The sequence below is a fragment of the Mesorhizobium sp. M0019 genome, from assembly GCF_040323975.1.
Classification (GTDB): Bacteria; Pseudomonadota; Alphaproteobacteria; order Rhizobiales; family Rhizobiaceae; genus Mesorhizobium.
Genome location: NZ_JAMYVK010000023.1, coordinates 55,336 through 78,097 on the forward strand (window position 1 = coordinate 55,336; position 22,762 = coordinate 78,097).

At 64.0% G+C, this 22,762-nt stretch carries 16 protein-coding genes; 4 read left to right on the forward strand and 12 right to left on the reverse strand.

Annotated elements, in window-relative coordinates; translation table 11 throughout:
• Positions 1 to 204: 204 nt before the first annotated feature.
• Complete coding sequence (locus NKK47_RS17965) at positions 205 to 636, reverse strand: hypothetical protein (RefSeq protein WP_023675469.1); 432 nt, start codon at positions 634 to 636, stop codon at positions 205 to 207.
• Between the two features lie 475 nt (positions 637 to 1,111).
• Here NKK47_RS17965 and NKK47_RS17970 point away from each other — a divergent pair, with 475 nt between their 5' ends.
• Genes NKK47_RS17970 through NKK47_RS17980 form a run of 3 tightly spaced genes read left to right on the forward strand, consistent with a single transcriptional unit; the run spans position 1,112 to position 3,918 of the window.
• Positions 1,112 to 2,080, forward strand: coding sequence for an HlyD family secretion protein (locus NKK47_RS17970; protein ID WP_245274638.1), 969 nt, complete (start codon positions 1,112 to 1,114; stop codon positions 2,078 to 2,080).
• The gene (locus NKK47_RS17975) at positions 2,077 to 3,690 is read left to right on the forward strand and encodes a DHA2 family efflux MFS transporter permease subunit (RefSeq protein ID WP_352577761.1); all 1,614 of its coding nucleotides are present in this window, start codon (positions 2,077 to 2,079) and stop codon (positions 3,688 to 3,690) included. Before NKK47_RS17970 ends, NKK47_RS17975 begins: the two co-directional genes overlap by 4 nt.
• A gap of 60 nt (positions 3,691 to 3,750) precedes the next feature.
• Positions 3,751 to 3,918, forward strand: a complete 168-nt coding sequence (locus NKK47_RS17980) for a hypothetical protein (protein WP_084640998.1) — start codon at positions 3,751 to 3,753, stop codon at positions 3,916 to 3,918.
• 4 nt (positions 3,919 to 3,922) lie between these two features.
• On the opposite strand, the gene NKK47_RS17985 is transcribed toward NKK47_RS17980, so the two are convergent.
• Positions 3,923 to 4,675 carry a metallophosphoesterase family protein gene (locus NKK47_RS17985; protein ID WP_023675466.1) on the reverse strand — a complete coding sequence of 251 codons (753 nt, stop codon included), beginning with the start codon at positions 4,673 to 4,675 and terminating at the stop codon, positions 3,923 to 3,925.
• Entirely contained in the window at positions 4,668 to 5,480 is an 813-nt protein-coding gene (locus NKK47_RS17990; RefSeq protein WP_023675465.1) for a nucleotidyltransferase family protein, read from the reverse strand. The genes NKK47_RS17985 and NKK47_RS17990 overlap by 8 nt, the downstream gene beginning before the upstream one ends.
• A 708-nt stretch (positions 5,481 to 6,188) precedes the next feature.
• Between NKK47_RS17990 and NKK47_RS17995 the strand changes: the two genes are divergently transcribed.
• Entirely contained in the window at positions 6,189 to 7,052 is an 864-nt protein-coding gene (locus NKK47_RS17995; protein WP_352577780.1) for a hypothetical protein, read from the forward strand.
• A gap of 59 nt (positions 7,053 to 7,111) precedes the next feature.
• On the opposite strand, the gene amaB is transcribed toward NKK47_RS17995, so the two are convergent.
• The 9 genes from amaB to NKK47_RS18040 all read right to left on the reverse strand — a co-directional run bounded on the left by amaB (position 7,112) and on the right by NKK47_RS18040 (position 22,677).
• Positions 7,112 to 8,623, reverse strand: coding sequence for an L-piperidine-6-carboxylate dehydrogenase (amaB, locus tag NKK47_RS18000; RefSeq protein WP_352577762.1), 1,512 nt, complete (start codon positions 8,621 to 8,623; stop codon positions 7,112 to 7,114).
• A gap of 187 nt (positions 8,624 to 8,810) precedes the next feature.
• The gene (locus NKK47_RS18005; protein ID WP_352577763.1) at positions 8,811 to 10,085 is read right to left on the reverse strand and encodes an RNA polymerase sigma factor; all 1,275 of its coding nucleotides are present in this window, start codon (positions 10,083 to 10,085) and stop codon (positions 8,811 to 8,813) included.
• On the reverse strand, positions 10,082 to 10,456 hold the full coding sequence (locus NKK47_RS18010) for a YciI family protein (RefSeq protein WP_292663532.1): 375 nt from the start codon (positions 10,454 to 10,456) through the stop codon (positions 10,082 to 10,084). The genes NKK47_RS18005 and NKK47_RS18010 overlap by 4 nt, the downstream gene beginning before the upstream one ends.
• 84 nt (positions 10,457 to 10,540) lie before the next feature.
• Positions 10,541 to 11,659 carry a DNA topoisomerase IB gene (locus NKK47_RS18015; protein ID WP_352577764.1) on the reverse strand — a complete coding sequence of 373 codons (1,119 nt, stop codon included), beginning with the start codon at positions 11,657 to 11,659 and terminating at the stop codon, positions 10,541 to 10,543.
• A 118-nt stretch (positions 11,660 to 11,777) separates the two neighbouring features.
• Complete coding sequence (locus tag NKK47_RS18020) at positions 11,778 to 12,662, reverse strand: transglutaminase family protein (protein WP_023675460.1); 885 nt, start codon at positions 12,660 to 12,662, stop codon at positions 11,778 to 11,780.
• A gap of 7 nt (positions 12,663 to 12,669) precedes the next feature.
• On the reverse strand, positions 12,670 to 15,081 hold the full coding sequence (locus NKK47_RS18025) for a circularly permuted type 2 ATP-grasp protein (RefSeq protein ID WP_352577765.1): 2,412 nt from the start codon (positions 15,079 to 15,081) through the stop codon (positions 12,670 to 12,672).
• A 6-nt stretch (positions 15,082 to 15,087) separates the two neighbouring features.
• Positions 15,088 to 18,459: a transglutaminase family protein gene (locus tag NKK47_RS18030; protein ID WP_352577766.1), complete on the reverse strand. Its 3,372-nt coding sequence runs from the start codon at positions 18,457 to 18,459 to the stop codon at positions 15,088 to 15,090.
• 446 nt (positions 18,460 to 18,905) lie between these two features.
• A complete protein-coding gene (locus NKK47_RS18035) occupies positions 18,906 to 20,111 on the reverse strand; it encodes an acyl-CoA dehydrogenase (RefSeq protein WP_352577767.1) in 1,206 nt (401 codons plus the stop codon).
• A gap of 253 nt (positions 20,112 to 20,364) precedes the next feature.
• Positions 20,365 to 22,677 carry a Tex family protein gene (locus tag NKK47_RS18040; protein WP_352577768.1) on the reverse strand — a complete coding sequence of 771 codons (2,313 nt, stop codon included), beginning with the start codon at positions 22,675 to 22,677 and terminating at the stop codon, positions 20,365 to 20,367.
• Positions 22,678 to 22,762 lie beyond the last annotated feature (85 nt).

The following is a 22,762-nucleotide window of genomic DNA, read 5'->3' on the forward strand; positions in this document are numbered from 1 at the left end:
CCGCCGGTCAGACGAAGGCCCTCACCTGCGGCGGGCCAGCTCAAATTCTCACATCAAGGACGCACGCATGGCCGCGACAAGGCGCAGCCAAGCGTCGAGGAGTTTCACAATCTGCGCGGCCCGACGGGGCACGAGCCCTTCCAAGTTCGGAAGCGCTCTCCACGGCGCGGAAAGAACGCGTGTTCCGCCGTTCCTCGTACCGCCTCAATGCACGATCAAGCCCTTCATCCAGGCAACAAATCTGTTGCCGCGAACTATCCCGCGCACCCTGGCAGCGGCCCATCTCGCTTGCATCGTAGCGCCGACATGGCAATGGCAGACGATTTGGTGCAACTGCCGGTCGCTCAGTTCGAAGAAGCGCTTTGCCTCACCATAGGTATCATCGCTGAGGCCCATGGCACGCAGAACCGGATCCTCGAAGGCGACAGTGAGCGGCGTCCCAGCGCCACGCGATCTGTCACGTGCTTCCCTGTTCATATATTCGGTGCCTGGAAGCGCCCCAAGGCATCGCGTCGGATTTTGTTCGAGAAGTTCCGCCCAACGTTCAATCCGCTGGGTTCGAGTCATCGCCGGATACGCCGCGAAGGACTCAACTTCCGCGACGGCCTGCAGTTGGTCGAGTGTTTGATGTTTCATGGTCGGCTCCTGTCGACAGGTGAATTCGCCCACGCCTACATGAGCAATTATCGCGCCATGGAGCGCTGACAAGGCCGGACCGTCGCAACATGAGGCGTACGGATCACCTGCCCGGTGAAGCGGCGCTCGAATTCCGACGCGCCCCCGCCTGTGTTCGATGTCGACCCGTTAACCGAACCCGTTTCCGGACAGGAACTTTTCCGGAAGCTTGCCGTTTGGCTTTGCGTCCGCTTCGGCGGCTGCAATATCAGTCTTGAAAGCAATTCCGTTGGACACGAAGCCTCAACGCGTCGAGCAAGACGTCGAGCCTGTAAATGAAACCCGGGAGCAACCGGCCCCGGTTCGAGAATCTCGTGAGCGATCGGCAGAGCCCCGGCAGGAAAAACCCGACGGGAATGCCTCGCAACGAAAGGCCGGTCTGCTCGGCTTTCCCAGGCGCCATCCCTATGCGGCCGCAGCCATCGCGCTTGCGCTGTTGCTCGTCGCGGCAGGCATCGCGATCTGGTGGCTGAACGCTCGCCAGTACGAATCGACCGACGACGCCTTCATAGATGCGCGCACAGTGATGATCGGTGCGCAAATAGCCGGCCGCATTACCGAGCTGGCGGTTACCGACAATCAGCATGTACAGGCGGGCGATGTCCTCCTGCGTATCGACGACAGCGACTATCAGGCAAACCTGAAGCAGGCCGACGCCGGCGTCGCCGCGGCCGAGGCCGAAATCGTCAATGTCGCCGCCCAGATCGAGGCTCAAAACGCAAAGGTAAACGCTGCCCAGAGGCAGGTTGCACAGGCCAAGGCAGCGCTGGATTTCGCCAAGGCCGAGGATCAACGCAATCGCGAACTCCTGGCCAGGGGCACAGCAACGCAGCAGCAGGCGCAGCAGGCGGCATCGACGTTGCGTCAGGACCAGGCCGCGCTGGACAGCGCCGAGGCCAATGTCGCCTCCGCAAAAAGCCAGGTTTCGGTCTTGCAGGCACAGGCCAGGAGCGCCGAGGCGCAGCTCGAGCAGGCAAAGGCCAGCCAGGAGCAAGCCCGCACGACGCTGTCGCGCACGACTATCACAGCACCCGCAGCCGGGCGCGCAACGAGCATTTCCGCCGCTAAGGGCACCTACGCCCAACCCGGCCAGGTATTGATGATGTTCGTTCCCGACGAGGTCTGGGTGAAGGCCAATTTCAAGGAGACGCAGCTCGATCTGATGCGGCAGGGACAGCCGGTCGACATCGACATCGACGCCTACCCGGACAAGTCCTTCCATGGCCGCGTCGACAGTATTCAGGCCGGCAGCGGCACCGCCTTCAGCCTCCTGCCGGCCGAAAATGCCACCGGCAATTACGTCAAGGTGGTGCAGCGCGTGCCGGTCAAGATCGTCTTCGACAAGCCGCCGGATGTGCTTCTCGGGCCAGGCCTGTCGGTGGTGCCGACGGTCAAGGTGCGATGAACGGCGAAACCGCCAGAAATCAGGGCGAAAGCCGATCCGCCGCCGGGACACACAATCCGTGGCTCATCGCCGTCGTCGTCTCCATCGCCACTTTCATGCTGGTGCTCGACACCTCGATCGCCAATGTCGCCCTGCGCAACATCGCCGGCAGCCTGGCGGCCGGAATGGATGAAAGCACCTGGGTGATTACCACCTATCTCGTTGCCAACTCGGTGATCATTCCGGTCAGCGGCTGGCTGGCAAGCGTCATCGGCCGAAAGCGCTACTACATGCTCTGCGTTGCGACCTTCACCGTCGCGTCGCTGCTGTGCGGACTGGCGCCCAACCTGGAACTGCTCATCCTGTTCAGGGTCCTTCAGGGCCTCGGCGGCGGCGGCATGGCGCCAAGCGAGCAATCGATCCTTGCCGACACCTTTCCGCCTGAAAAGCGCTCGCAGGCCTTCGCGCTTTACGGCATTGCCGTCATCGTCGCACCGACGGTCGGGCCGACGATCGGCGGCTGGCTGACGGACCATTTCTCCTGGCACTGGATCTTCTTCATCAACGTGCCGTTCGGCATCCTGTCGCTGGCCCTGGTGCAATGGCTGTTGGTCGAACCGGACGTACTCGAACGCGAACGCAAGGAACGGCTGGAAGGCGGCCTGAAGATCGACGGGGTCGGGTTCGTCCTGGTGGCGATTGCCTTGGGGTGCCTGGAGATCTTTCTCGACCGGGGCCAGCGCTACGATTGGTTCGCCTCGGATTTCATCACCACTTTCGCAGTGATTTCCGCGATCGCGTTCCTGCTGCTTATCCCATGGGAAATCAGTCGCGGCGATCCGGTCGTCGACATGCGCCTATTGTTCACGCGCCAGTTCGGCACGGCCTTCCTGGTCATGATGGCGGTCGGTGCTATCCTGTTCAGCACCACCCAGATCGTGCCGCAGCTGCAGCAGACGACATTTGCCTATACCGCGACGCTCTCGGGCCTTTCGATGATGCCGGGCGGCATCGCCATGCTGATCTTGATGCCGGTGTCCGGATTTGTAGGCAGCATCGTGCAGCCCAAATACCTGATCATGATGGGCATGTCGGTGGTCGCAGTGGCCCTCTGGCATATGACCTCGCTCACCCCGGACGCCAGCTTCCGCTTCTTTGCCTTTGCCCGTGTTTTCCTGATGGTCGGGCTGCCGTTCCTGTTCATTCCCATCTCGACCGCGGCCTATGTCGGCCTGCCCCCGCAGAAGACCAACCAGGCATCGGCGCTGATCAACGTTGCACGCAATATCGGCGGCAGCATCGGCGTCTCGCTGTCCAACACCGTCATTGCGCAAAGCTCCCAGATCCATCAATCGAATCTGGTCGCCCACACCGTGCAGTCGTCGCCCGCCTATCAGCAGGCGCTTCGGCACGCGACCGAGCATTTCGTCGCCCAGGGTTCGCCGATGGTCGAGGCGAAGCAGCAGGCGATCGGCTGGCTTGGCCAGTTGATCGCCCGCCAGGCCACGCTGCTCGCCTATGTCGATGTCTTCCGCTACTGCGCGGTGGCAACCGCCCTGCTCGTTCCGCTTGCTCTGCTGCTGCGATCAAGCAAGTCGGGCAGCAGACAGGCGAATCCGGAGATGGGCTGACCAGAAGGCGGGAACCAGCTGACCCATTGCGTTGTTCTGCGCCAAGAGGAGATGATCACGATGGCCACTATTCCCACACCCGAGCCAACCCCGACCCCGGTGCCGCCGCCTCCCATCCCCGATCCCAAGCCCGTGCGTGAGCCGGACCCCGACAGGCTCCCCGACGAGGACCCCATTCCCAATCCGGATGAAAACGATATTCCGCCGAAGCGGGCGTTCAACATCTAGCCTATTAGATTTCGAGCACAGCGTAGGGGCGGCCGGTCGGCTTGGCGACATGCATGGCAACGTTATAGACCGACGCCCCGCCCGGTGTGCGGCCCTCGTAGGCGCCGCGATGCGCATGGCCATGTACCACCGCGCTGACCTGGAACCGGTCTATTGTCTCGGCCAGGCGTGACGAACCGAGAAACGGGAAGATCTCCAGCGGCTCGCCTTCGACCGTCTCGACGACAGGCGCGTAGTGCAGAACGACAAGCGTGCGTTTGGCGCGGACCTGCCGCATCGCGTTTTCAAGCCGCATCGCTTCGTTCACGCTTTCCGCCACCATCGACTTGATCGCCGGTTCGCCAAAAGAGCCGAGCATGCGCGATCCAAAACCGCCAACGAAACCCTTGACCCCGACGAACCCGACCTCGTGAATCTCCGTCGCCTCGCCGTCGAGCAGGTGAACGCCCGCCTGGCGCAGAATGTCGGTGACCTGCTCGACGGCGCCTGACTCATAGTCGTGGTTGCCAAGTACGGCGACGACCGGGATCGTGCAGGCACGCAGTTCCTCGGCAAGGATTTCGGCCTCCCGAGGCTTGCCGAGGTTGGTAAGGTCGCCGGTCAGCACGAGAACCTGGGCTGCACGCGACATCTCGCCGAAAAGATCGCGGTACGAGGCCTGGTCCTCCTTGCCGACATGCAGATCGCCAATGGCGGCGACTTTGAGTGCGCTGCCGTTTTCCGCCTTCGGCGAAGCAGTTTCGAGCTCGTCAGCCATTGCTATGTTCTCCTTCACCGCCGACGTCGGCAAAACCCCAGTCGTTGACGTCGATCTCATAGTCAGTTCGTGAAAGCATGCGCCCACGGCAGATTTTCATCCGGGAAGGTGGCAATTCGCGCTGCTTGGCCAGCCGGTCAAGCAGCTCGTCGAGCAGCCAGGCGGGCACGCGGCCCCGCTCCGTCGGATAGATCCATCGGAAGTTCAAGAGATGCATCAGCAGAACTTCCCAATGAACTTCCATGTAGGAAAGCAGCCTTTGCCAGTCGATCTGGTCGTGGGCCTTGAGGATGGTGTGCGAGATGTCGGCACCATCGTGGCGACCGCGGTCCTGGATGAAACTTTTGGACCAGATAAGCTCGGTGGGCCCGATGATCCGCACCTGGCTGCCCAGCAATTCGCCCTGACGGGCGTGCTCCAGCCACTGGTCGTCGACAGGCATTGTGCCGTTCATCGAGGCGAAAATGACGTCGAAAAAATGGGTGCCCTTGAACACTTTGCCGAGCCACCGGTCGTCCTCGACCACGACGGCGTAGCCGATCTGCTTAAAATGGGCGAGGATGCGCGGGCAGTCGCCGGCCTTGCAGAAAATGTCGAGATCCTTGGTCTGACGGATGATCCCGGTATAGGCGCTTACGGCATAGGTGCCGGCGACGAGAAAGGGGATGCCGGTCGCGACAAGTTCGCGGATCGCTTCGATATAAAAGACCTCCGCTTCGGCATTGCGAAGCGTCGGGGCGGCTTTTGGATCGACCGACGGAACGGATGCCGGGATAGCACTTTTCGGTGGAGGATCGATGATCATAGCAATGGCTCCTGGCCCGGCAGACCAGCAGCCGCCTGTATCTAATAGCCAAGCACGCCCGATGGTTCCCGCCGCTGCGTGCCACTACCGCTCTCGCCTGCTGCATCAGGCGGACACGCCGCCGTGGCAGGCCTTCGAAGCGGTCATGGTTGTCGGCTACGGCGCGGCCCTAAAATGATATGTGAGCGATCATTTTTGACGTCAAGATCGCAGCGCGGTCAGCCTCAAGCACGTCGAGGCGGAGTGGGCCCGCTATCGTCCTCGGGTCCGGAAAGGATTGGCTTCAACATGGTTCCCGAGCTGTCGGAGGCGCTGCGCACTCGGCGCAACAGCCACTTGAGCGCCCGTGGCCAGACCGACTCTGTTTGCCGGAAAGCTGCAGGCGGCGTGGCGAAAAGGCCATTCTCCATTTTGTAGTCCCTCACTGTCTCAGTCCAATCAGCGTTCTTCAACGAGCAAAGCTTGTGTTGGTTCCGCGTCGCCATCGGCGGGAGCACGGGCTGGACAGGCGAAGTCATCATTGGTGGGTTCGAGCGGGCTGGCCCTCTGCAGCGAAATCAGTGGCCTCGGCGATCAAGTCGCGGAATTCAGCCCACTAGCCGGCGGGATTCAGCTCGTATCCTGATGCGCCGGCTCTGGACACGACCCGCGAAGGCTGAAATTGTGATCGGCATTTTCCAGTTGCAAATTTGGTTGGGCTCGGCGGGGATGGCGCTGGTTTCTGAAGACATTGCCAGCCATCCGGCACTGCGTCGCCATGTCCAGGCTCAGTCGCGGACGCTTCTCCAGACCTATGAAGCGAACCCGCGGCTGGCTTCCGTATTCGCCACGCAACAGCGTTGGCTGATGGCCCATATCGGCCTTGGCTTGTATTTCAATCGAGAGCCGGACGATCATCGCAAGGGACTTACGTCCGCACGGTTCATGGACGACATCTGCCGGCATTCGGTGGCCAGCCGCAACACCGCCGATGCCTTCCTGAAGGAGATGCTGCATTACGGTTTCATCCGGCATCTGCCGATTAAATATGGGCGCATCCGCCCCTTTGAGCCGACCGCGGGCACTCTGGAGACGGTTGCCGGCTGGGTCATGGCTCATCTGAAAACGCTGGACAGCCTGGATGGTGGATCTCGACTGGCTGCATTCGTCGCACAACCGGACGTACTCGCCAAACTGCAGCCGCTGGTGGCCGACGGCCTGCTTTCGTCGCATGCCGTGCGGCAGCCAAAACAGACTTTTTCCTTGTTCACCTGGCTCGACAATGGCGGCATCGTCATGGATTGGCTGATGTCCGGCGTCGACCCCGATCATGCCGACCTGGACCGAATCCCGACCGGTGTCGTCTCAATCGGGGATTTCGCGAACTGGCTCAAGCTTTCCCGCACTCACCTGTCACGCAAATTGCGCGATGCCGAGGAACTCGGCAGCATCGGCTGGCTGGGCCAGCGTGGTCATTCGGTCATGTGGGTGTCGAGCGAGTTCTACCAGGAATACATGACCGCCCAGGCGGTCAAGCTCGCCATCATCGATGCAGCCTTCGACAATTGTGTTGTAACTTCCGAAACCAGCTGAACCGCGAGCCGACCGCCGTCGTGGCAGCCTTGGCGCCGCCGCGACGGAGGTCTGGCATTTCAATCGATGTCGAACGACACGCCCTGCGCAAGCGGCAGCGCCTTGGAATAATTCACCGTATTGGTAGCGCGCCGCATATAGGCCTTCCAGGCATCGGAGCCGCTCTCGCGGCCGCCGCCGGTTTCCTTCTCGCCACCGAAGGCACCGCCGATCTCGGCCCCTGACGTGCCTATATTGACGTTGGCGATGCCGCAGTCCGATCCGTCGACGCTAAGAAAGCGCTCGGATTCCTGCAGGTCGCGGGTAAAGATCGAGGATGACAGCCCCGCTCCCACCGCGTTGTGCTCGGCGAGCACGGCGTCGAAGTCAGAATATTTCATCACATAGAGGATCGGCGCGAAGGTCTCCTCCGTCACCGGCGAAACCTGCCGCGGCATTTCGACCAGCGCCGGACGCACGTAGTAAGCCTCAGGCTGGCCGTTCTCGACCCGCATTCCGCCGGTTGCCGTGCCGCCATGCGAAGCCGCCTCCTCCAGCGCCTTCTGCATGTTCTCGTAGGCAGCCTTGTCGATCAGCGGGCCAACCAGAGCGCTTGTCTCCAGCGGATTGCCGACCGAGACGCTCTCATAAGCCTTCTTCAGGCGCGGAACGAGCTGGTCATAGACGCTCTCATGCACGAACAGGCGCCTGAGCGTCGTGCAGCGCTGACCGGCCGTGCCCATGGCGCCGAAGGCGATGGCACGCAGCGCCATGTCGAGATCGGCCGTTGGGCAGACGATGCCGGCATTGTTGCCGCCGAGCTCCAGCACGGCACGCGCGAAGCGCTTCGCCAGGCGCGGACCGACATCCCGGCCCATGCGGGTCGAGCCGGTGGCCGAAACCAGCGGCACCTTCGGATGGTCCACCATGATCTCTCCGACCGCGCGATCACCGATCAGCACCGGCGCCAGCCCTTCCGGGGCATCGCCGAAACGCTTTGCCGCGCGCTTGAAGATTGCTTCGCAGGCGAGCGCCGTCAGCGGCGTCTTCTCAGACGGCTTCCACACAACCGCGTCGCCGCAGACCAGCGCGAGTGCCGCGTTCCACGACCATACCGCCACCGGAAAGTTGAAGGCCGAAATGACGCCGACCACGCCGAGCGGATGCCAGGTTTCCATCATGCGATGGCCGGGACGCTCGGTGGCGATGGTCAGGCCGTACAATTGCCGAGAAAGACCGACGGCGAAATCGCAGATGTCGATCATCTCCTGCACTTCGCCAAGACCCTCGGATGGGATCTTGCCAACTTCGATCGATACCAACCGGCCAAGCTCGGCCTTGTGTGTGCGCAACTCTTCGCCGAGCAGCCGCACCAGCTCTCCGCGCTTGGGAGCTGGCACCTGCCGCCACGCCAGGAAAGCCTTGTGGGCATTGTCGATGGTCGTTGCCGCATCGGCCGGCGAGATGGTCTTCAGCGCGGCGATCTGCTCGCCGGTCACCGGGCTGCGCACGATGAGGTCGCCGCCCGTAAGCGCGCCCTCGGCAACGCCCAGTTTCGCCAGAACTCCGGCCGTTTCCTTCGCAATCGTCATTTCGTTTCGTCCCTTTCAGATCCCGTCGCTCATATGGCGTCGGTCCAAGCTTTTCGCCATACCGGTTCCTTGCCGGTCGGCATACCAGGCGCTGTCATGGCGTGGCATTACGCGTTTCAGGGAGAAATCGCCACCCCGGCATGGTCCAAGCCGGCGTCCGACTGTTGAACCAGCCAGATAGAGCGAACTAGCGTGCCGTCTTGGCGGCTTCCGGCACGGCGCTTTCTTTCATCAGCCGGTCGATATGCATGCGGATATGCGCTGCCTCGGCGGCCGTATTGGCAAGCGCGATGGCGCGGTCGAAAGCGACGCGCGCCTCCTCGCCGCGGCCAAGCTGCATCAGCAGTCCGCCCTTGAGGCCGAAGAAATGGAAATAGCCGGAAAGCCTTCCCTCCAGCGGCTCGATCATGGCGAGTGCGGCTTCCGGTCCACGCACCTTGGAGACCGCGACGGCGCGGTTGAGCGTCACCACCGGCGACGGCTGCATCTGCTCGAGCAGGCCGTAGAGCAGGTCGATCTCGTTCCAGTCCGTGTCCTCGGGCTTTTCCGCCCGCGCATGCAGTGCGGCGATCGCCGCTTGCACCTGGTAGGGACCGGGCTTGCGATGGCGCAACGCCTTATCGACCAGCGCCAGGCCTTCATCGATCATCTTGCGGCTCCACAGGCTGCGTTCCTGGTCTTCGAGCAGCACGATCTCGCCGTTCTCGTCGAAGCGAGCCGGCGAGCGTGCATGCTGCAGCAGCACCAGCGCCGTCAGCCCCATGATCTCCGGCTCGGTCTGGAACAGCCTGAGCAGCAACCGGGCCAGCCGGATCGCCTCTTCGCAAAGCGGCGCACGCGCCGAAGCCTCGCCGCTGTTGCTGGAATAGCCTTCGTTGAAGATCAAGTAGACCATGGCGGCGACGGCGGCGAGCCGTTCGGAGCGCTCGACCGCTCCCGGCGTCTCGAACGGCACCCCAGCGTCGGCGATACGCGCCTTGGCGCGCGTGATACGCTGCTCCATGGCGCTTTCACCGACGAGGAAGGCACGGGCGATCTGCTTGACCGTCAGGCCGGAGACGATGCGCAACGCCACCGCGATCTGCTGTGTGGCCGGCAGGTCGGGATGGCAGCAGATAAACAGCAGCCGCAAAATATCGTCGCGGTAATGCGCCCCGTCCAGCCGCTCGGCGACGTCGCTCTCGGCATCCTCCAGATCGGAGATCTGGTCCTCCTCCGGCAGCGGCGCCTGCTTGGCGCGCTTGCGCACCGCATCGATGCCGCTGTTGCGGCCGACGAAGATCAGCCAGGCTGCCGGGTCGCGCGGAGGACCGTTTTTCGGCCAGTTGTTCAGTGCCCTCAGGCAGGCGTCCTGGAATGCTTCCTCCGCCGCGTCGAGGTCGCGGAAGTAGCGCAGCAATGCCCCCATCACCTGCGGTCGAGCGGTGCTGATTGCCGTGCTGATCCAGGCGAGTTCGGTCATGCGGAAACCTTGGCGGGATTGAAGAGCGAGACCGGCCGGATTTCATAGGAGCCGCCGCTCGGGTTGACCTCGGAAAGCTCGCGCGCGAAGTCGACGGCCTCATCGAGGTCGGCGCATTCGAGCGTGTAGAAGCCGAGGAACTGTTCCTTGGTTTCGGCAAACGGGCCGTCGATGACGATCGATTCGCCCTTGACCTTCCTCAGCGTCGTCGCCGCGGTCGTCGGCAAGAGCCGCGCCACCGGGCCAAGCCGGCCCGCCTGGGCATATTTTTCCTGCACACCGATAAGCTTTTCCATGACTGCGTCGTCCTGCTCCTTGCTCCAGGAGCAGACGACGTCTTCAGAGGCATAGCAGAGGATCGCGTAGAGCATGGGTCGTCCTTTTCTCTATCAAAGGACGAAACACTAGGACCGATGCCGACATGGCGTCGACAAAAAAATACGCTCCGTCCGGCGTCATTCCCTCGCCTTCAGCCATCTCAAGACCAAGGCCTCCTCGTCGTCGAGCCCGGCGATCGAGCGCTTGCCTTTGTTGGCATCCGCCATTTCGTCCAGCAGCCGTCCTTCGGACCAGGCGCGGAACACTTCCGGATGGATGTAGCATTGGCGACAAACCGCGCGTGTGTTGCCGAGCCGCTCGGCAACCTTGTCGATGACATTGTTCATCACCCGCTTTTGCTGCGCCTGGCTTTCCGGACGTTCGGTTTGCGCAAACAGCGACGCCGCATGGATGGTGCCACCCCAGGTTCTGAAGTGCTTGGAGCTGAACTCCGCTCCGGCGTTCTCCCTGATATAGCGGTTGACGTCGTCTGAGCGCACCGGATGCCTGTTTCCGTCCTCGTCGAGATACTGGAACAGTTTTTGGCCCGGCAGGTCCTGCGCTCCACGCACGACCTTGGCAATCCGGCGATCGACAAGCTTCAATCTCCATTCCTTGCCGGATTTACCGATGAAGGCAAAACGCAGGCTCGAGCCCTTGATGTCGACATGGCGGTCACGCAGCGTGGTCAGCCCAAAACTCTTGTTGTCGCGGGCATAGGCGGCATTGCCGACACGGATCATCGTGTTGTCGAGCAGCCAGACGATAGCCGCAACGACGCGTTCCAGCGGCAGGCCGTGACGGCGCAAATCGACGTCGATCTGCCGCCGCAGTTCGGGCAGGCTCTCGGCGAAGGCGATCAGGCTCGAATATTTGACGCCGTCACGCTCCTCCGCCCAGTGCGGGTGATAGCGGTATTGTTTGCGTCCGCGCTGGTCCCGACCGGTCGCCTGGATGTGACCGTCGGCATCCGGCGAGATCCACACATCCGTCCAGGCCGGTGGAATGGCGAGCGCCTTGATGCGTGCCAGCGCCTCCCCGTCGACAATCCGCCCGTCGGGTCCTTTGTACGAGAACCCCTTGCCCGAACGCTGCCGGCGAATACCGGGTTCAGTATCGGTGACATAGTTGAGCGAGGCCCGAACGGCCGAGGCTTGCGCGCCGTTCTCCAGCGCTCCGTTCTGCGCCACCCCGTTTTTTGGTGCAGCTTTCCTCACAGCCGATTGGCCAGACGACGACCCGGATTTGTCCAGCATGTCCTCTCCACGGAATTTCCGTAGATAAGCCGCTTGCCGGCTGCGGGTTCCAACGCCTCTTGATCTCTTGGTTCCAGAACAGCCTATCGACGTCGCCGTGCAACGAAGACGTGCGTCGTCACGCCTTTTCGAGCACGACCGGAATGACGTCGACCGCCTGCTCGCCGACCTGTCCACCAGTGGTTTTCAGCACGCCGACGATCGGCGCCACATCGGAGTAATCGCGGCCGTAGCCGACCGTGATATGGTCGTTGCTTGCCCGCATGCCATTGGTCGGATCGAATTCCTGCCAGCCGGCATCGCGCCCGCACCACACCTTGACCCAGGCGTGCATGGCGTCGGCGCCTTCGAGCCGCGGCTTCCCGCGCGGCGGGATGGTGCGCAGGAACCCGCTGACATAGCCCGCGGGAATACCGAGGCCGCGCAGGCCGGCGATCATGATGTGGGAAAAATCCTGGCAGACGCCGCGCTTCAGGCCAAAGGCGTCGCTGGCCCGCGTCTGCACGGTGGTCGCCTCGCCGTCATAGGTGAAATCGCGGTGAATGCGGTTGCACAGAGCCGTGGCCGTGCCGACCGTCGAACTGCCGGCGCTGCCTTTCGCATAGGCAGTGATTGCCGCGTCGATGCCGGCATGATCGCTGGCGGCCAGAAAGTGATGCGGCGAAGCCGGCGCCAGCGAGTGCACTGCGCCGAGTTCTTCCCTCAGCCGGCGTATGTCCGGCGATACGTCGAGCCCGGGTTCGGGCCGCGACACTGAAACGCGCGCGCTCATCCTGATGTCGAGCGCATCATGCGCGTCACGAAAGGCGATCGAGGTGACACTGTTGCCGAAAAAGTCGGAAAAGTCGGAGCGTTCGCTGGGCGCCGGCACAAAAGACAGTGAAGCGGCGATGACGCGCTGCACGCCAGGGATGGTCGGCGGCAGCACGCGCACCTGATGGCGGCCACCGCCGGCCGCCGCATCATAGTCGTAACGCAGGTGAAGCCTGATGTCGTAGAGCATGCTGTCTCTACCCGAAATAGGCTTTGGCGAGGCTGTTGTAGAGCCCGCCGATTTCATTGGCGAGATCGCCGAGGGCCTTGGCCGTCATGTCCGAGGGCTCCTTGATGGCGATCGACGTGTTGAGCTGCAGGATTTCCTTGGCCGCCGGCGACATATGGCCTTCAGCGCCGACAGCGGGCAGCAGCGCGATTTCGGCCTTCAGCCGTTCGAGCTGGAAAAGGATTGAGCGCGGGTTGAGCGGATCGAGCGCCAAAAGGTCGACCACCGTGCGCCGTCCCGCCTGCACCGGATATTGCCGACGGTGGGTCATGACGCTGTCGCCGATCTCCAGCATCATGTCGAGCGCACCTTCCGGCGCCTGGGCTCTGGTCAGCCGAGCGAGCGTGCGGGCGATTTGGATGCCGCGTTCGAGCCTGCGGCCGATTTCGAGGAAACGCCAGCCGGCAAAGCGGTACATGTTCTCGTGCAGCAGGCCGGAAAACCCGGCCAGCTTGCGCAGGATGACCGTCATTGCCCTTGTCGCGTCGTCGCCCGGCGCCACTGTCGCGGCAAATTGATGGATGGTCTTTGACAGATCCTTCAATGCCAGCCAGCCATCGGGCGAGAAGCGATCGCGGATCTGCCCGGCGCTGTAAACGGCGCTGTCCAGCGTGCCGATGAGCCCCAATGGGATTGCCGTCTCGACGTCGATGCCGAACGGCGCGAGATAGTCCCTGATATCCGCGAGCAGCGGCATCTCGGGATCAGATGTCTCGGCCAGCCGCACATGGTAGGCGCGCAGGATGCGCACCGTGTCTTCCGACCGCTCGATATAGCGGCCGAGCCATGTCAAGTTCTCAGCCGCGCGGCTGGGCAGGCTGCCCGGCAAGGTTCGGGTGAAGCTGTCGTGCTCCTGCGGCAGCAGCGTCTCGCGCTCGACCGGCCTGTCGCTGACCACCCAGACATCCGCCGCCTGGCCGCCGCGCTGCATGGCGATGGCGGTCGGGTCGAGCGAGAAGCCGACACGGGCAAAGCCGCCCGGCATCACCGTCCAGCCTTCCGGCGTCCGCGCCAGATAGACGCGCAGGCTTGCCGGCCGCGGCTCCAGCCAACCGCCGACATAGAGAGGCGTGGTCGACAGCGTCACCGCTTCCTGGCCGACGAAGTCGCCGCCGTCCCGTTCGATCCTGGCGACGAGTTCGGCCCGTTCCTCGACCGACAGCGCTGACCCGAGCTTGGTCGAGCCGTCGTCCTCGAAGGCAAGCCGCGTCGACAGCGCCGGGCCGATCACCATGCTATCGATATTGGCGAGCACATGCTCGCGCTCCGTCTCCTGCCCGCACCACCATGTCGCGACCGTCGGCAGCAGCAGTTCCTCGTTGCGCAGGGCGCGCGAAATCTTCGGCAGGAAGGCGAGCAGCGCGCGCGTCTCCATCAGGCCGGAGCCCAGTGCATTGACGGCCGAAACCGCCCCTTGCCGAACCGCCTCGACCAGCCCCGGCGTGCCGATCTGCGAGTCCGGCCGCAATTCAAGCGGATCGGCGAAGGCGGCGTCGAGCCGCCGCCACAAGACGCTCACCGGCATCAGCCCCGAAACCGTGCGCACCATCAGCCTGCCGCCGGAGACGGTCAGGTCCTCGCCCTCGAGCAGCATGATGCCGAGATAGCGGGCGATATAGGCATGTTCGTAATAGGTTTCGTTCAGCGGTCCCGGCGTCAGGATGGCGACACGGCCGCCGGCTTGCTTGGCCATGCCGATCAGCGCGTCGCGGAAGCGACGGAAGAAGCCGGCCAGGCGGTGCACATGCATCTCGCCGTAGATGTCGGACAGCGCCCTCGTGGTGGCGACGCGGTTCTCCAGCGCGAAGCCGGCGCCCGACGGCGCCTGTGTGCGGTCGCCAAGCACCCACCAGCGGCCGTCCGGCCCACGGCCGAGCTCGAAGGCGCAGAAATGCAGGAAATGGCCGCTGGCCGGCCTGGTGCCGACGACCGGCCGCAAATATTCGGGGCTGGCCGCGATCAATCCGGCCGGCAGAATGCCTTTCTCGACCAACCGGTTCGGACCGTAAATGTCGGCGATGGTCTCCTCGAACAGATCGGCGCGCTGGACCAGCCCGGCGCTGATACCAGCCCATTCCTGCTCCTCGATCAGCAACGGCACATGCGCCAGCGGCCATTCCCGCTCGTTGGCGCCGGCCTTGTCATAGACGCGGTAATAGACGCCGGCATCGCGCAGGTACTGGTCGGCGCGGGCGAAGCGCTGGGCAAGCTTTTCCGGACCCAGGTCCTCCAGCGCCTCGATGAAGTGCCGCCAGGCCGGCCGCGGATTGCCCGACGCATCGACCATCTCGTCGACGACGCCGTCGATCGGCTGATAGTGCTCCAGCAGACTGTGGGTTTGCGGCTTGCTGCGCAGCCTTTTGTGATTCCCCTTCGCCATGGCTGATCAGAGTCTTTGCGGCCGCCGAAGGTCAAGGGTCATCGGGAAATCTTCAGAGGCTTCTTCGTTGCGCAGCACATAGCTGGACGGCGTATGGCCACGTGGCTCGAAGCGGGCGAGCCGCCGCGCCTCCGCTTCGTTGCCATTGACCGGGAAGGTGTCATAGCTGCGCCCGCCGGGATGTGCCACATGGTAGACGCAGCCGCCGACCGCGCGGCCCGACCAGCGGTCATAGATGTCGAAGACTAGCGGGGTGTTGACCGGTAGCGCCGGATGCAGGCCCGACGCCGGCTGCCAGGCCTTGAAGCGCACGCCGGCCACTGCGATCTCGCGGTTGTCGGTCACCTTCATCGGCACGACGCGGCCGTTGCAGACGACGGCGTGACGCTCCGGGTTGAGCCCCTCGGTCTTCACCTGCAGCCTTTCGACGGAGGAATCGACAAAGCGCACGGTGCCGCCGATCGCGCCTTGCTCGCCCATCACGTGCCACGGCTCGAGCGCCTGCCTGAGCTCCAGCTTGACGCCGGCATGCTGGACCTCGCCGCAGAACGGGAAGCGGAATTCGAGCTGGGCGTCGAACCATTCCGGACGGAACGCAAAGCCGTTCAGCTTGAGGTCGTCCAGCACGTCGAGAAAATCCGCCCAGACATAATGCGGCAGCATGAAACGGTCGTGCAGCGAGGTGCCCCAGCGCACGAAGCGGCCGTCGAGCGGGTTCTTCCAGGCCCGGGCGATGATGGCGCGCACCAGCAATTGCTGCGCCAGGCTCATGCGCGCGTTGGGCGGCATCTCGAAGCCGCGGAATTCGACCAGCCCGAGCCGGCCGGTCGGCCCGTCCGGCGAAAACAATTTGTCGATGCAGATTTCCGAGCGATGCGTATTGCCCGTCACGTCGGTCAGAAGGTTGCGGAACAGCCGGTCGACCAGCCACGGCAGGGGTGCCGCGCCCTTGTCCGGATGTGGCACCTGCGCCATCGCGATTTCGAGTTCGTAGAGCGAATCGTGGCGCGCCTCGTCGAAGCGCGGCGCCTGGCTGGTCGGGCCGATGAACAGGCCGGAGAACAAATAGGACAGCGACGGATGTCGCTGCCATTGCAGCACCAGGCTCTTCAACAGGTCGGGGCGGCGCAGGAACGGACTGTCATTGGGCGTGGCGCCGCCGACGACGACGTGGTTGCCGCCGCCGGTGCCGGTGTGGCGGCCGTCGATCATGAACTTGTCGGCGCCAAGCCGCGTCTGCCGCGCCTCTTCGTAGATCGCCGTGGTCGTCGCCACGCAATCCTGCCAATTCGCGGCGGGGTGGATATTGACCTCGATGACGCCGGGATCGGGTGCGACACGGATGACGTTGAGGCGCGGATCGTGCGGCGGGCCGTAGCCCTCGATGTGCACCGGCAGGCCGATCGCCCTTGCCGCGTTCTCCGCCGCCGCCACCAGTTCGAGATAGTCCTCCAGCGCCTCGACCGGCGGCATGAACACACAAAGCCGTCCGTCGCGCGGCTCGACCGAAAGGGCCGTGCGCACGGCGCCGCCGATCTCGGTAATCTCCTGTTCAACGCGGTCCTGCTGGCCGGTAACGGCCGTAAAGGATACCGCCTGCTGGCGTCGCGCCATCTCGTCGGCGCCCTCCAGTTCGGCCGCAGCGGGCGACGAAGCAGAACCGGGCAAGATCGCCTCACGCGCCGGCAGTGGTCCGCGCGGCAGCGATGGATCGACCGGGACTATGTAGGGGAACTGCGCCGGCGGCACATAGGGCAGCGTGCCGAGCGGCAGGCGGTAGCCGACCGGCGAATCGCCGGGCACCAGGAACAGCCTGCCGCGCCGCGTCTTCCATTTCTCCGAGCGCCAGCGCGGTCCGGAAGCCTGGCTGTTCCAGCGCTGGACGGGCAGCACATAGCCCGACGGCTTGGTCAGCCCGCGTTCGAACACCCGCGCCATGCGGCTGCGCTCCTCCGGATCCTCCAGCTTCGAATTGGAAGGATCGACGTTGTCAGGCAGCTTGCCTTCCTTGAGCAGCCACTCGGCCGGATCCTCATAGGCTTCGCTGACCATCGTCTTGTCGATGCCGAGTTCGTCGGCGATCGCCGTCAGCAGGCCTTCGGCCTGCTTCGGTCCGACATCCGCCTCGCTCTTTTCATGCGCGATCAGCGACGGGTCGCTCCACACCGGCTCGCCGTCGGTGCGCCAGTAGAGCGAGAAGGTCCAGCGCGGCAGGCTTTCGCCGGGGTACCATTTGCCCTGTCCGTAATGCAGGAAGCCGCCCGGCGCGAAGCGTTCGCGCAGCCGGCGGATCAGCGCATCGGCCTTTTCGCGTTTGGTTGGCCCGACGGCGGCGGTGTTCCACTCTGCAGCCTCGAAATCGTCGATCGAGACGAAGGTCGGCTCGCCGCCCATGGTCAGCCGCACATCGCCGGCCTGGAGCGCAGCATCGACCTGGGCCCCCAGCGCGTCCAGCGCCTGCCAGCTCTCGTCGGAGAACGGCTTGGTAATGCGCGGATGCTCGGCGATGCGGTCTACCCGCATGTCGAAGCCGAATTCGACATTGGCGAAGCTCGCCATGCCGGAGATCGGCGCGGCATTGCGGAAATGCGGCGTTGCCGCGAGCGGCACATGGCTTTCGCCGGTGAGCAGGCCGGAGGTCGGGTCGAAGCCGATCCAGCCGGCGCCCGGCAGATACACCTCGCACCAGGCATGGAGGTCGGTGAAATCGGTCGCCGTGCCGGGCGGCCCGTCGAGCGCAACGAGGTCGGGTTTGAGCTGGATCAGGTAGCCGGAGACGAAACGCGCGGCGATGCCGAGGTTCCTCAGTATCTGCACCAGGAGCCAGCTGGAATCGCGGCACGACCCCTTGCCGGCGGCCAGCGTTTCCTCGGGCGAGAAGACGCCGGTTTCCATGCGCACGATATAGGCGATCTCGCGCTGCAGCCGCGCATTGAGGTCGACGACAAAATCGACGGTGTTGGTCGGGTGGCGCGCGAGGGTTTTCAGGAATGCCTCCAACAGCGGCCCCGCCGGTTCCGGCGTTCGGTAGATGGTCAGATCGTCCCGGATCTCTTCGGGGTATTCGAACGGAAACGTCTCGGCCGACGGTTCGACGAAGAAATCGAACGGATTGTAGACCGTCATGTCGGCAACGAGATCGACCTCGATCTTCAACTCCGTCACCGGCTCGGGAAAGACGAAACGGGCAAGGAAATTGCCGTAGGGGTCCTGCTGCAAATTGACGAAGTGGTTTGCCGGCCCGACCTTCAGCGAATGGCTGAGCACTTTGGTGCGGGAATGCGGCGCAGGCTGCAACCTTATGACTTGCGGGCCCAAGACGACCGGCCGGTCGTATTTGTAGTGGGTCAGGTGATAGACGGCTGCCAGAATTGCCATGGTGCCCCTGAAGTCGGCGTTTCAAAAGGAGTTCGCTGAACCCTGACACGAATGCTGACCATTCTCCAAGCAGAGATGTTGCGCTGCACCTAAATTAAGCAGCTTTCACAGCTTCACGAAACGGAGCGCCGACCTGGGATTCCGTGGCGTGGCGGCAAGACGTTGCAACGGTGCAGAGCCGAAGGCCGGCGGGTCAGCACCGGGCGCTTCCCGCCGACATTGATGTCAGCAGCACGCGCGATGCTTGGTCGAAAAGAGCTGAAAAGAAAAACCCGCCTCGGTGAGCGGGTCATCGGTGCGAATTAGCACCATAGCGAAATTAGTAGCATAGCTGCCGGCACAAAGCAAGAACAAAATGTGGCGCCGTTGGCGAAAATTGCCGATCTCCCGCCTTGCGAGGGGAGATGCCAAGCAGTGGCGCTGGAAGCGGAGGACACCCGCCAATGCTAAAAGAACGCCTGCAACCCGGTCTGCGCCCGCCCGAGGATCAGCGCATGCACGTCATGCGTGCCCTCATAGGTGTTGACGGTTTCCAGGTTCTGGGCGTGGCGCATGACGTGGTAGCCGATCTGGATGCCATTGCCGCCATGCATGTCGCGGGCCTGGCGGGCGATGTCGAGCGCCTTGCCGCAATTGTTGCGCTTGACGAGCGAGATCATCTCCGGCGCCATCTTGCCTTCATCCATCAGCCGCCCGACGCGCAGGCTGCCCTGCAGGCCGAGCGCGATCTCGGTCTGCATGTCGGCGAGCTTCTTCTGGAAAAGCTGCGTGCCGGCCAGCGGCTTGCCGAACTGCTTACGGTCGAGGCCATACTGGCGGGCGCGGTGCCAGCAATCCTCAGCCGCGCCCATGGCGCCCCAGGAAATGCCGTAGCGTGCCCGGTTGAGGCAGCCGAACGGTCCCTTGAGACCCGAGACATTGGGCAGCAACGCGTCCTCGCCGACCTCGACGCCTTCCATCACCACTTCGCCGGTAATCGAGGCTCGCAGCGACAGCTTGCCGCCGATCTTCGGCGCCGATAGCCCGTTCATGCCCTTTTCCAGGACAAAGCCGCGAATCTGGTTGTCATGCGCGCCCCCACTTTCGTCGGACAACTTTGCCCAGACGACGAACACGTCGGCGATCGGCGCGTTGGAAATCCACATCTTCGAGCCGGAGATCCTGTAGCCGCTCGCGGTCTTTTCGGCCCGCGTCTTCATGCCGCCCGGGTCGGAACCGGCGTCAGGTTCGGTCAGGCCAAAGCAGCCGATCCATTCGCCCGACGCCAGCTTCGGCAGGTATTTCTTGCGCTGTTCTTCCGAGCCATAGGCATGGATCGGATACATTACCAGCGACGACTGCACGCTCATCATCGAGCGATAGCCCGAGTCGATCCGCTCCACTTCCCGCGCGACCAGCCCGTAGGTGACGTAGTTGGCGCCGAGCCCGCCATATTCCTCGGGGATGGTGATGCCGAGCAGACCGGCCTCGCCCATTTCGCGGAAGATGCCGGCGTCGGTCTTTTCCTCGAGATAGGCTTCCTCGATCTTCGGAGCGAGCTTGTCGGCGGCAAACGCCGCGGCGCCATCGCGCACCATGCGCTCGTCTTCCGAAAGCTGGTCCTCGATCAGGAAAGGATCATCCCAGACGAATGCGTTCTTGTCGGCGGCCATGGCTCTCGGTCTCCCAAACTCATGCATGTCGCCCAAAGCTTGCCCGCGGGCCTGACCCGAGGGTGTTCGGCAGCTTGGAGATAACGACATGCATCGAAACAGAAATCTTGAAACGCGCGGCTTATCGGCTCCCGCCCTGAAAAAATCAAACGAAATAGCTTCGCCGATCCATGAGCATTGGTGATGGATCATCAATGTCGAGCGCCGCTGTCTGACCTGGCGGCGCAGCCCGGCTCGCGAAATTACTTCCGCTTCACTTCCGCTTCAACGCATCGGCCAAAGCCGCGCCGAACGCGCCCTGCTGCACCGGCCGCTCCGGCTGGCGTTGGGGCGCGGGCGCGCGCGGCACCGGCCTGCTGCCATTGTCGCGCGGCTTCGGTGCGCCACCGTCGCCATCCTTGCGCATCGACAGACCGATGCGCTTGCGCTTGATATCGACGTCGACGACACGCACCTTGACCACGTCGCCGGCCTTGACCACCTCATGCGCGTCCTTGATGAACCGATCGGCCAGTTGCGAGACGTGCACCAGTCCGTCCTGGTGCACGCCGATATCGACGAAGGCGCCGAAGGCGGCGACATTGGTGACAGTGCCTTCAAGCTGCATGCCGGGCTTCAGGTCTTTGATGTCGTCGATGCCGTCGGCGAAGGTCGCGGTCTTGAAGCCGGGGCGCGGGTCGCGGCCGGGCTTTTCCAGCTCCGCCAGGATGTCGCGCACCGTCGGCAGGCCGAAGCGCTCATCGACGAAGACGCGCGGATCGAGCGCCTTGAGTGCGGCGCTGTCGCCCATCAGCGAGCGGACGTCGCGCCCACAGGCCGCGACGATCTTCTTGGCCACGCCATAGGCTTCCGGATGCACGGCGGAGGCATCGAGCGGCTCGCTGCCGTCGGGAATGCGCAGGAAGCCGGCGCATTGCTCGAACGCGCGGGGTCCAAGGCGGGAGACCTTCAACAGTTCGCGGCGGCTGGCGAACGGGCCGGTCGCGTCCCGGTGCGCAACGATCGCCTCGGCCAGCGATGCGCCGAGACCCGAAACCCGCCCCAGAAGCGGCGCTGAGGCCGTGTTGAGATCGACGCCGACGGCGTTGACCGCATCCTCGACCACCGCTTCCAGCGAGCGGCCGAGGCGGTACTGATCGACGTCGTGCTGGTACTGGCCGACGCCGATCGACTTCGGCTCGATCTTGACCAGTTCGGCGAGCGGATCCTGCAGGCGCCGCGCGATCGACACCGCCCCGCGCAGCGACACGTCGAGGCCGGGAAATTCCGCCGCCGCCGTTGCCGAGGCGGAATAGACCGAGGCGCCGGCCTCGCTGACGATCACCTTGAGCGGCTTCGGCCCGGACCCGGCAGGCATGTCAGCCAGCATGTCGGCCACCAGCCTTTCGGTCTCGCGGCTGCCGGTGCCGTTGCCGATCGAAATCAGCTCGACCTTGTGCAGCCGGATGAGCTTGGCCAGTTCGGCCTGCGTGCCGCGGACATCGTTCTTCGGCGGGAACGGATAGACCGTTGTCGTCGCCAGCAGCTTGCCGGTGCCGTCCACCACCGCCACCTTGACGCCGGTGCGAATGCCCGGATCGAGCCCCATCGTCGGCCGCGAGCCGGCAGGCGCGGCAAGCAGCAAATCCTTGAGATTGCGGGCGAAGACATGGATGGCTTCTTCTTCGGCCCGCTCGCGCAGATCGCGCATCAGATCGAGCGTCAGGTGCAGCGACAGCTTTATGCGCCAGGTCCAGCCGGCTACTTCCACCAGCCAGCGGTCTCCCGGCAACTGGCGGCCGATGGCGTAGGTATCGGCGATCATCCGTTCGACCGGCTTCACCGGCGAGGCATCGTCGGCATCGACCTCGATGTCGAGCGACAGAACCTCCTCGTTGCGGCCGCGCAGCATGGCCAGCGCGCGATGGCTCGGCACGTTGGCCCAGCGCTCGACATGGTCGAAATAGTCGGAGAATTTCGCGCCCGCCTCCTGCTTGCCGTCGACGACGCGCGACCGCAGGAAGGCGCGTTCCTTCATGTAGGTCCGCAATCTGCCGACCAGATCGGCATTCTCGGCGAACTGTTCGGACAGGATGTCGCGCGCACCCTCGAGCGCCGCCTTGGTATCGACGACGTCTTCGCTGATGTAGGCGAGCGCCAGCTCGGCGGGTACAGCCGTACGGTCGGCGAGAATAGCTTCCGCCAGAGGCCCGAGCCCGCGCTCGCGTGCGATCTCGGCCTTGGTGCGGCGCTTCGGCTTGTAAGGCAGATAGATGTCTTCGAGTTCGGCCTTGGTGCCGGCCGCAGCGATCTTTGCCTCGAGCTCCTCGGTCAGCTTGCCCTGCTCGCGGATCGAACCAAGGATGGTGTCGCGGCGCGCGTCGAGTTCGCGCAGGTAGGCCAGCCGCTCGGCGAGGTCGCGCAGCTGCGTGTCGTCGAGGCCGCCGGTGACCTCCTTGCGGTAGCGCGCCACGAACGGCACGGTCGCGCCGTCGTCGAGCAAGCCGATCGCCGCCGCAGCTTGTTCGGGCCGCGCGCCGATTTCGGCGGCTATGATGGTTGCGATGCGCTTGATATCGGATGCCATGTCGTACCTGTCGCTAGTCGAAACGAGCAGCGACCATAGGCGCAGAGCACTGCCGCGCCAACTGCGCCATTTTCAACCCGGCGAG

Coding starts and splice junctions, on each gene's coding strand:
- NKK47_RS18015 (WP_352577764.1), bottom strand. CDS start 11,659: ATGCTGGACAAATCCGGGTCGTCGTCTGGCCAATCGGCTGTGAGGAAA.
- NKK47_RS18040 (WP_352577768.1), bottom strand. CDS start 22,677: ATGGCATCCGATATCAAGCGCATCGCAACCATCATAGCCGCCGAAATC.
- NKK47_RS17980 (WP_084640998.1), top strand. CDS start 3,751: ATGGCCACTATTCCCACACCCGAGCCAACCCCGACCCCGGTGCCGCCG.
- NKK47_RS18010 (WP_292663532.1), bottom strand. CDS start 10,456: ATGCTCTACGCGATCCTCTGCTATGCCTCTGAAGACGTCGTCTGCTCC.
- NKK47_RS18030 (WP_352577766.1), bottom strand. CDS start 18,459: ATGGCAATTCTGGCAGCCGTCTATCACCTGACCCACTACAAATACGAC.
- NKK47_RS17990 (WP_023675465.1), bottom strand. CDS start 5,480: ATGATCATCGATCCTCCACCGAAAAGTGCTATCCCGGCATCCGTTCCG.
- NKK47_RS17975 (WP_352577761.1), top strand. CDS start 2,077: ATGAACGGCGAAACCGCCAGAAATCAGGGCGAAAGCCGATCCGCCGCC.
- NKK47_RS17995 (WP_352577780.1), top strand. CDS start 6,189: ATGGCGCTGGTTTCTGAAGACATTGCCAGCCATCCGGCACTGCGTCGC.
- NKK47_RS18020 (WP_023675460.1), bottom strand. CDS start 12,662: ATGCTCTACGACATCAGGCTTCACCTGCGTTACGACTATGATGCGGCG.
- NKK47_RS17985 (WP_023675466.1), bottom strand. CDS start 4,675: ATGGCTGACGAGCTCGAAACTGCTTCGCCGAAGGCGGAAAACGGCAGC.
- NKK47_RS18035 (WP_352577767.1), bottom strand. CDS start 20,111: ATGGCCGCCGACAAGAACGCATTCGTCTGGGATGATCCTTTCCTGATC.
- NKK47_RS17965 (WP_023675469.1), bottom strand. CDS start 636: ATGAAACATCAAACACTCGACCAACTGCAGGCCGTCGCGGAAGTTGAG.
- amaB (WP_352577762.1), bottom strand. CDS start 8,623: ATGACGATTGCGAAGGAAACGGCCGGAGTTCTGGCGAAACTGGGCGTT.
- NKK47_RS18025 (WP_352577765.1), bottom strand. CDS start 15,081: ATGGCGAAGGGGAATCACAAAAGGCTGCGCAGCAAGCCGCAAACCCAC.
- NKK47_RS18005 (WP_352577763.1), bottom strand. CDS start 10,085: ATGACCGAACTCGCCTGGATCAGCACGGCAATCAGCACCGCTCGACCG.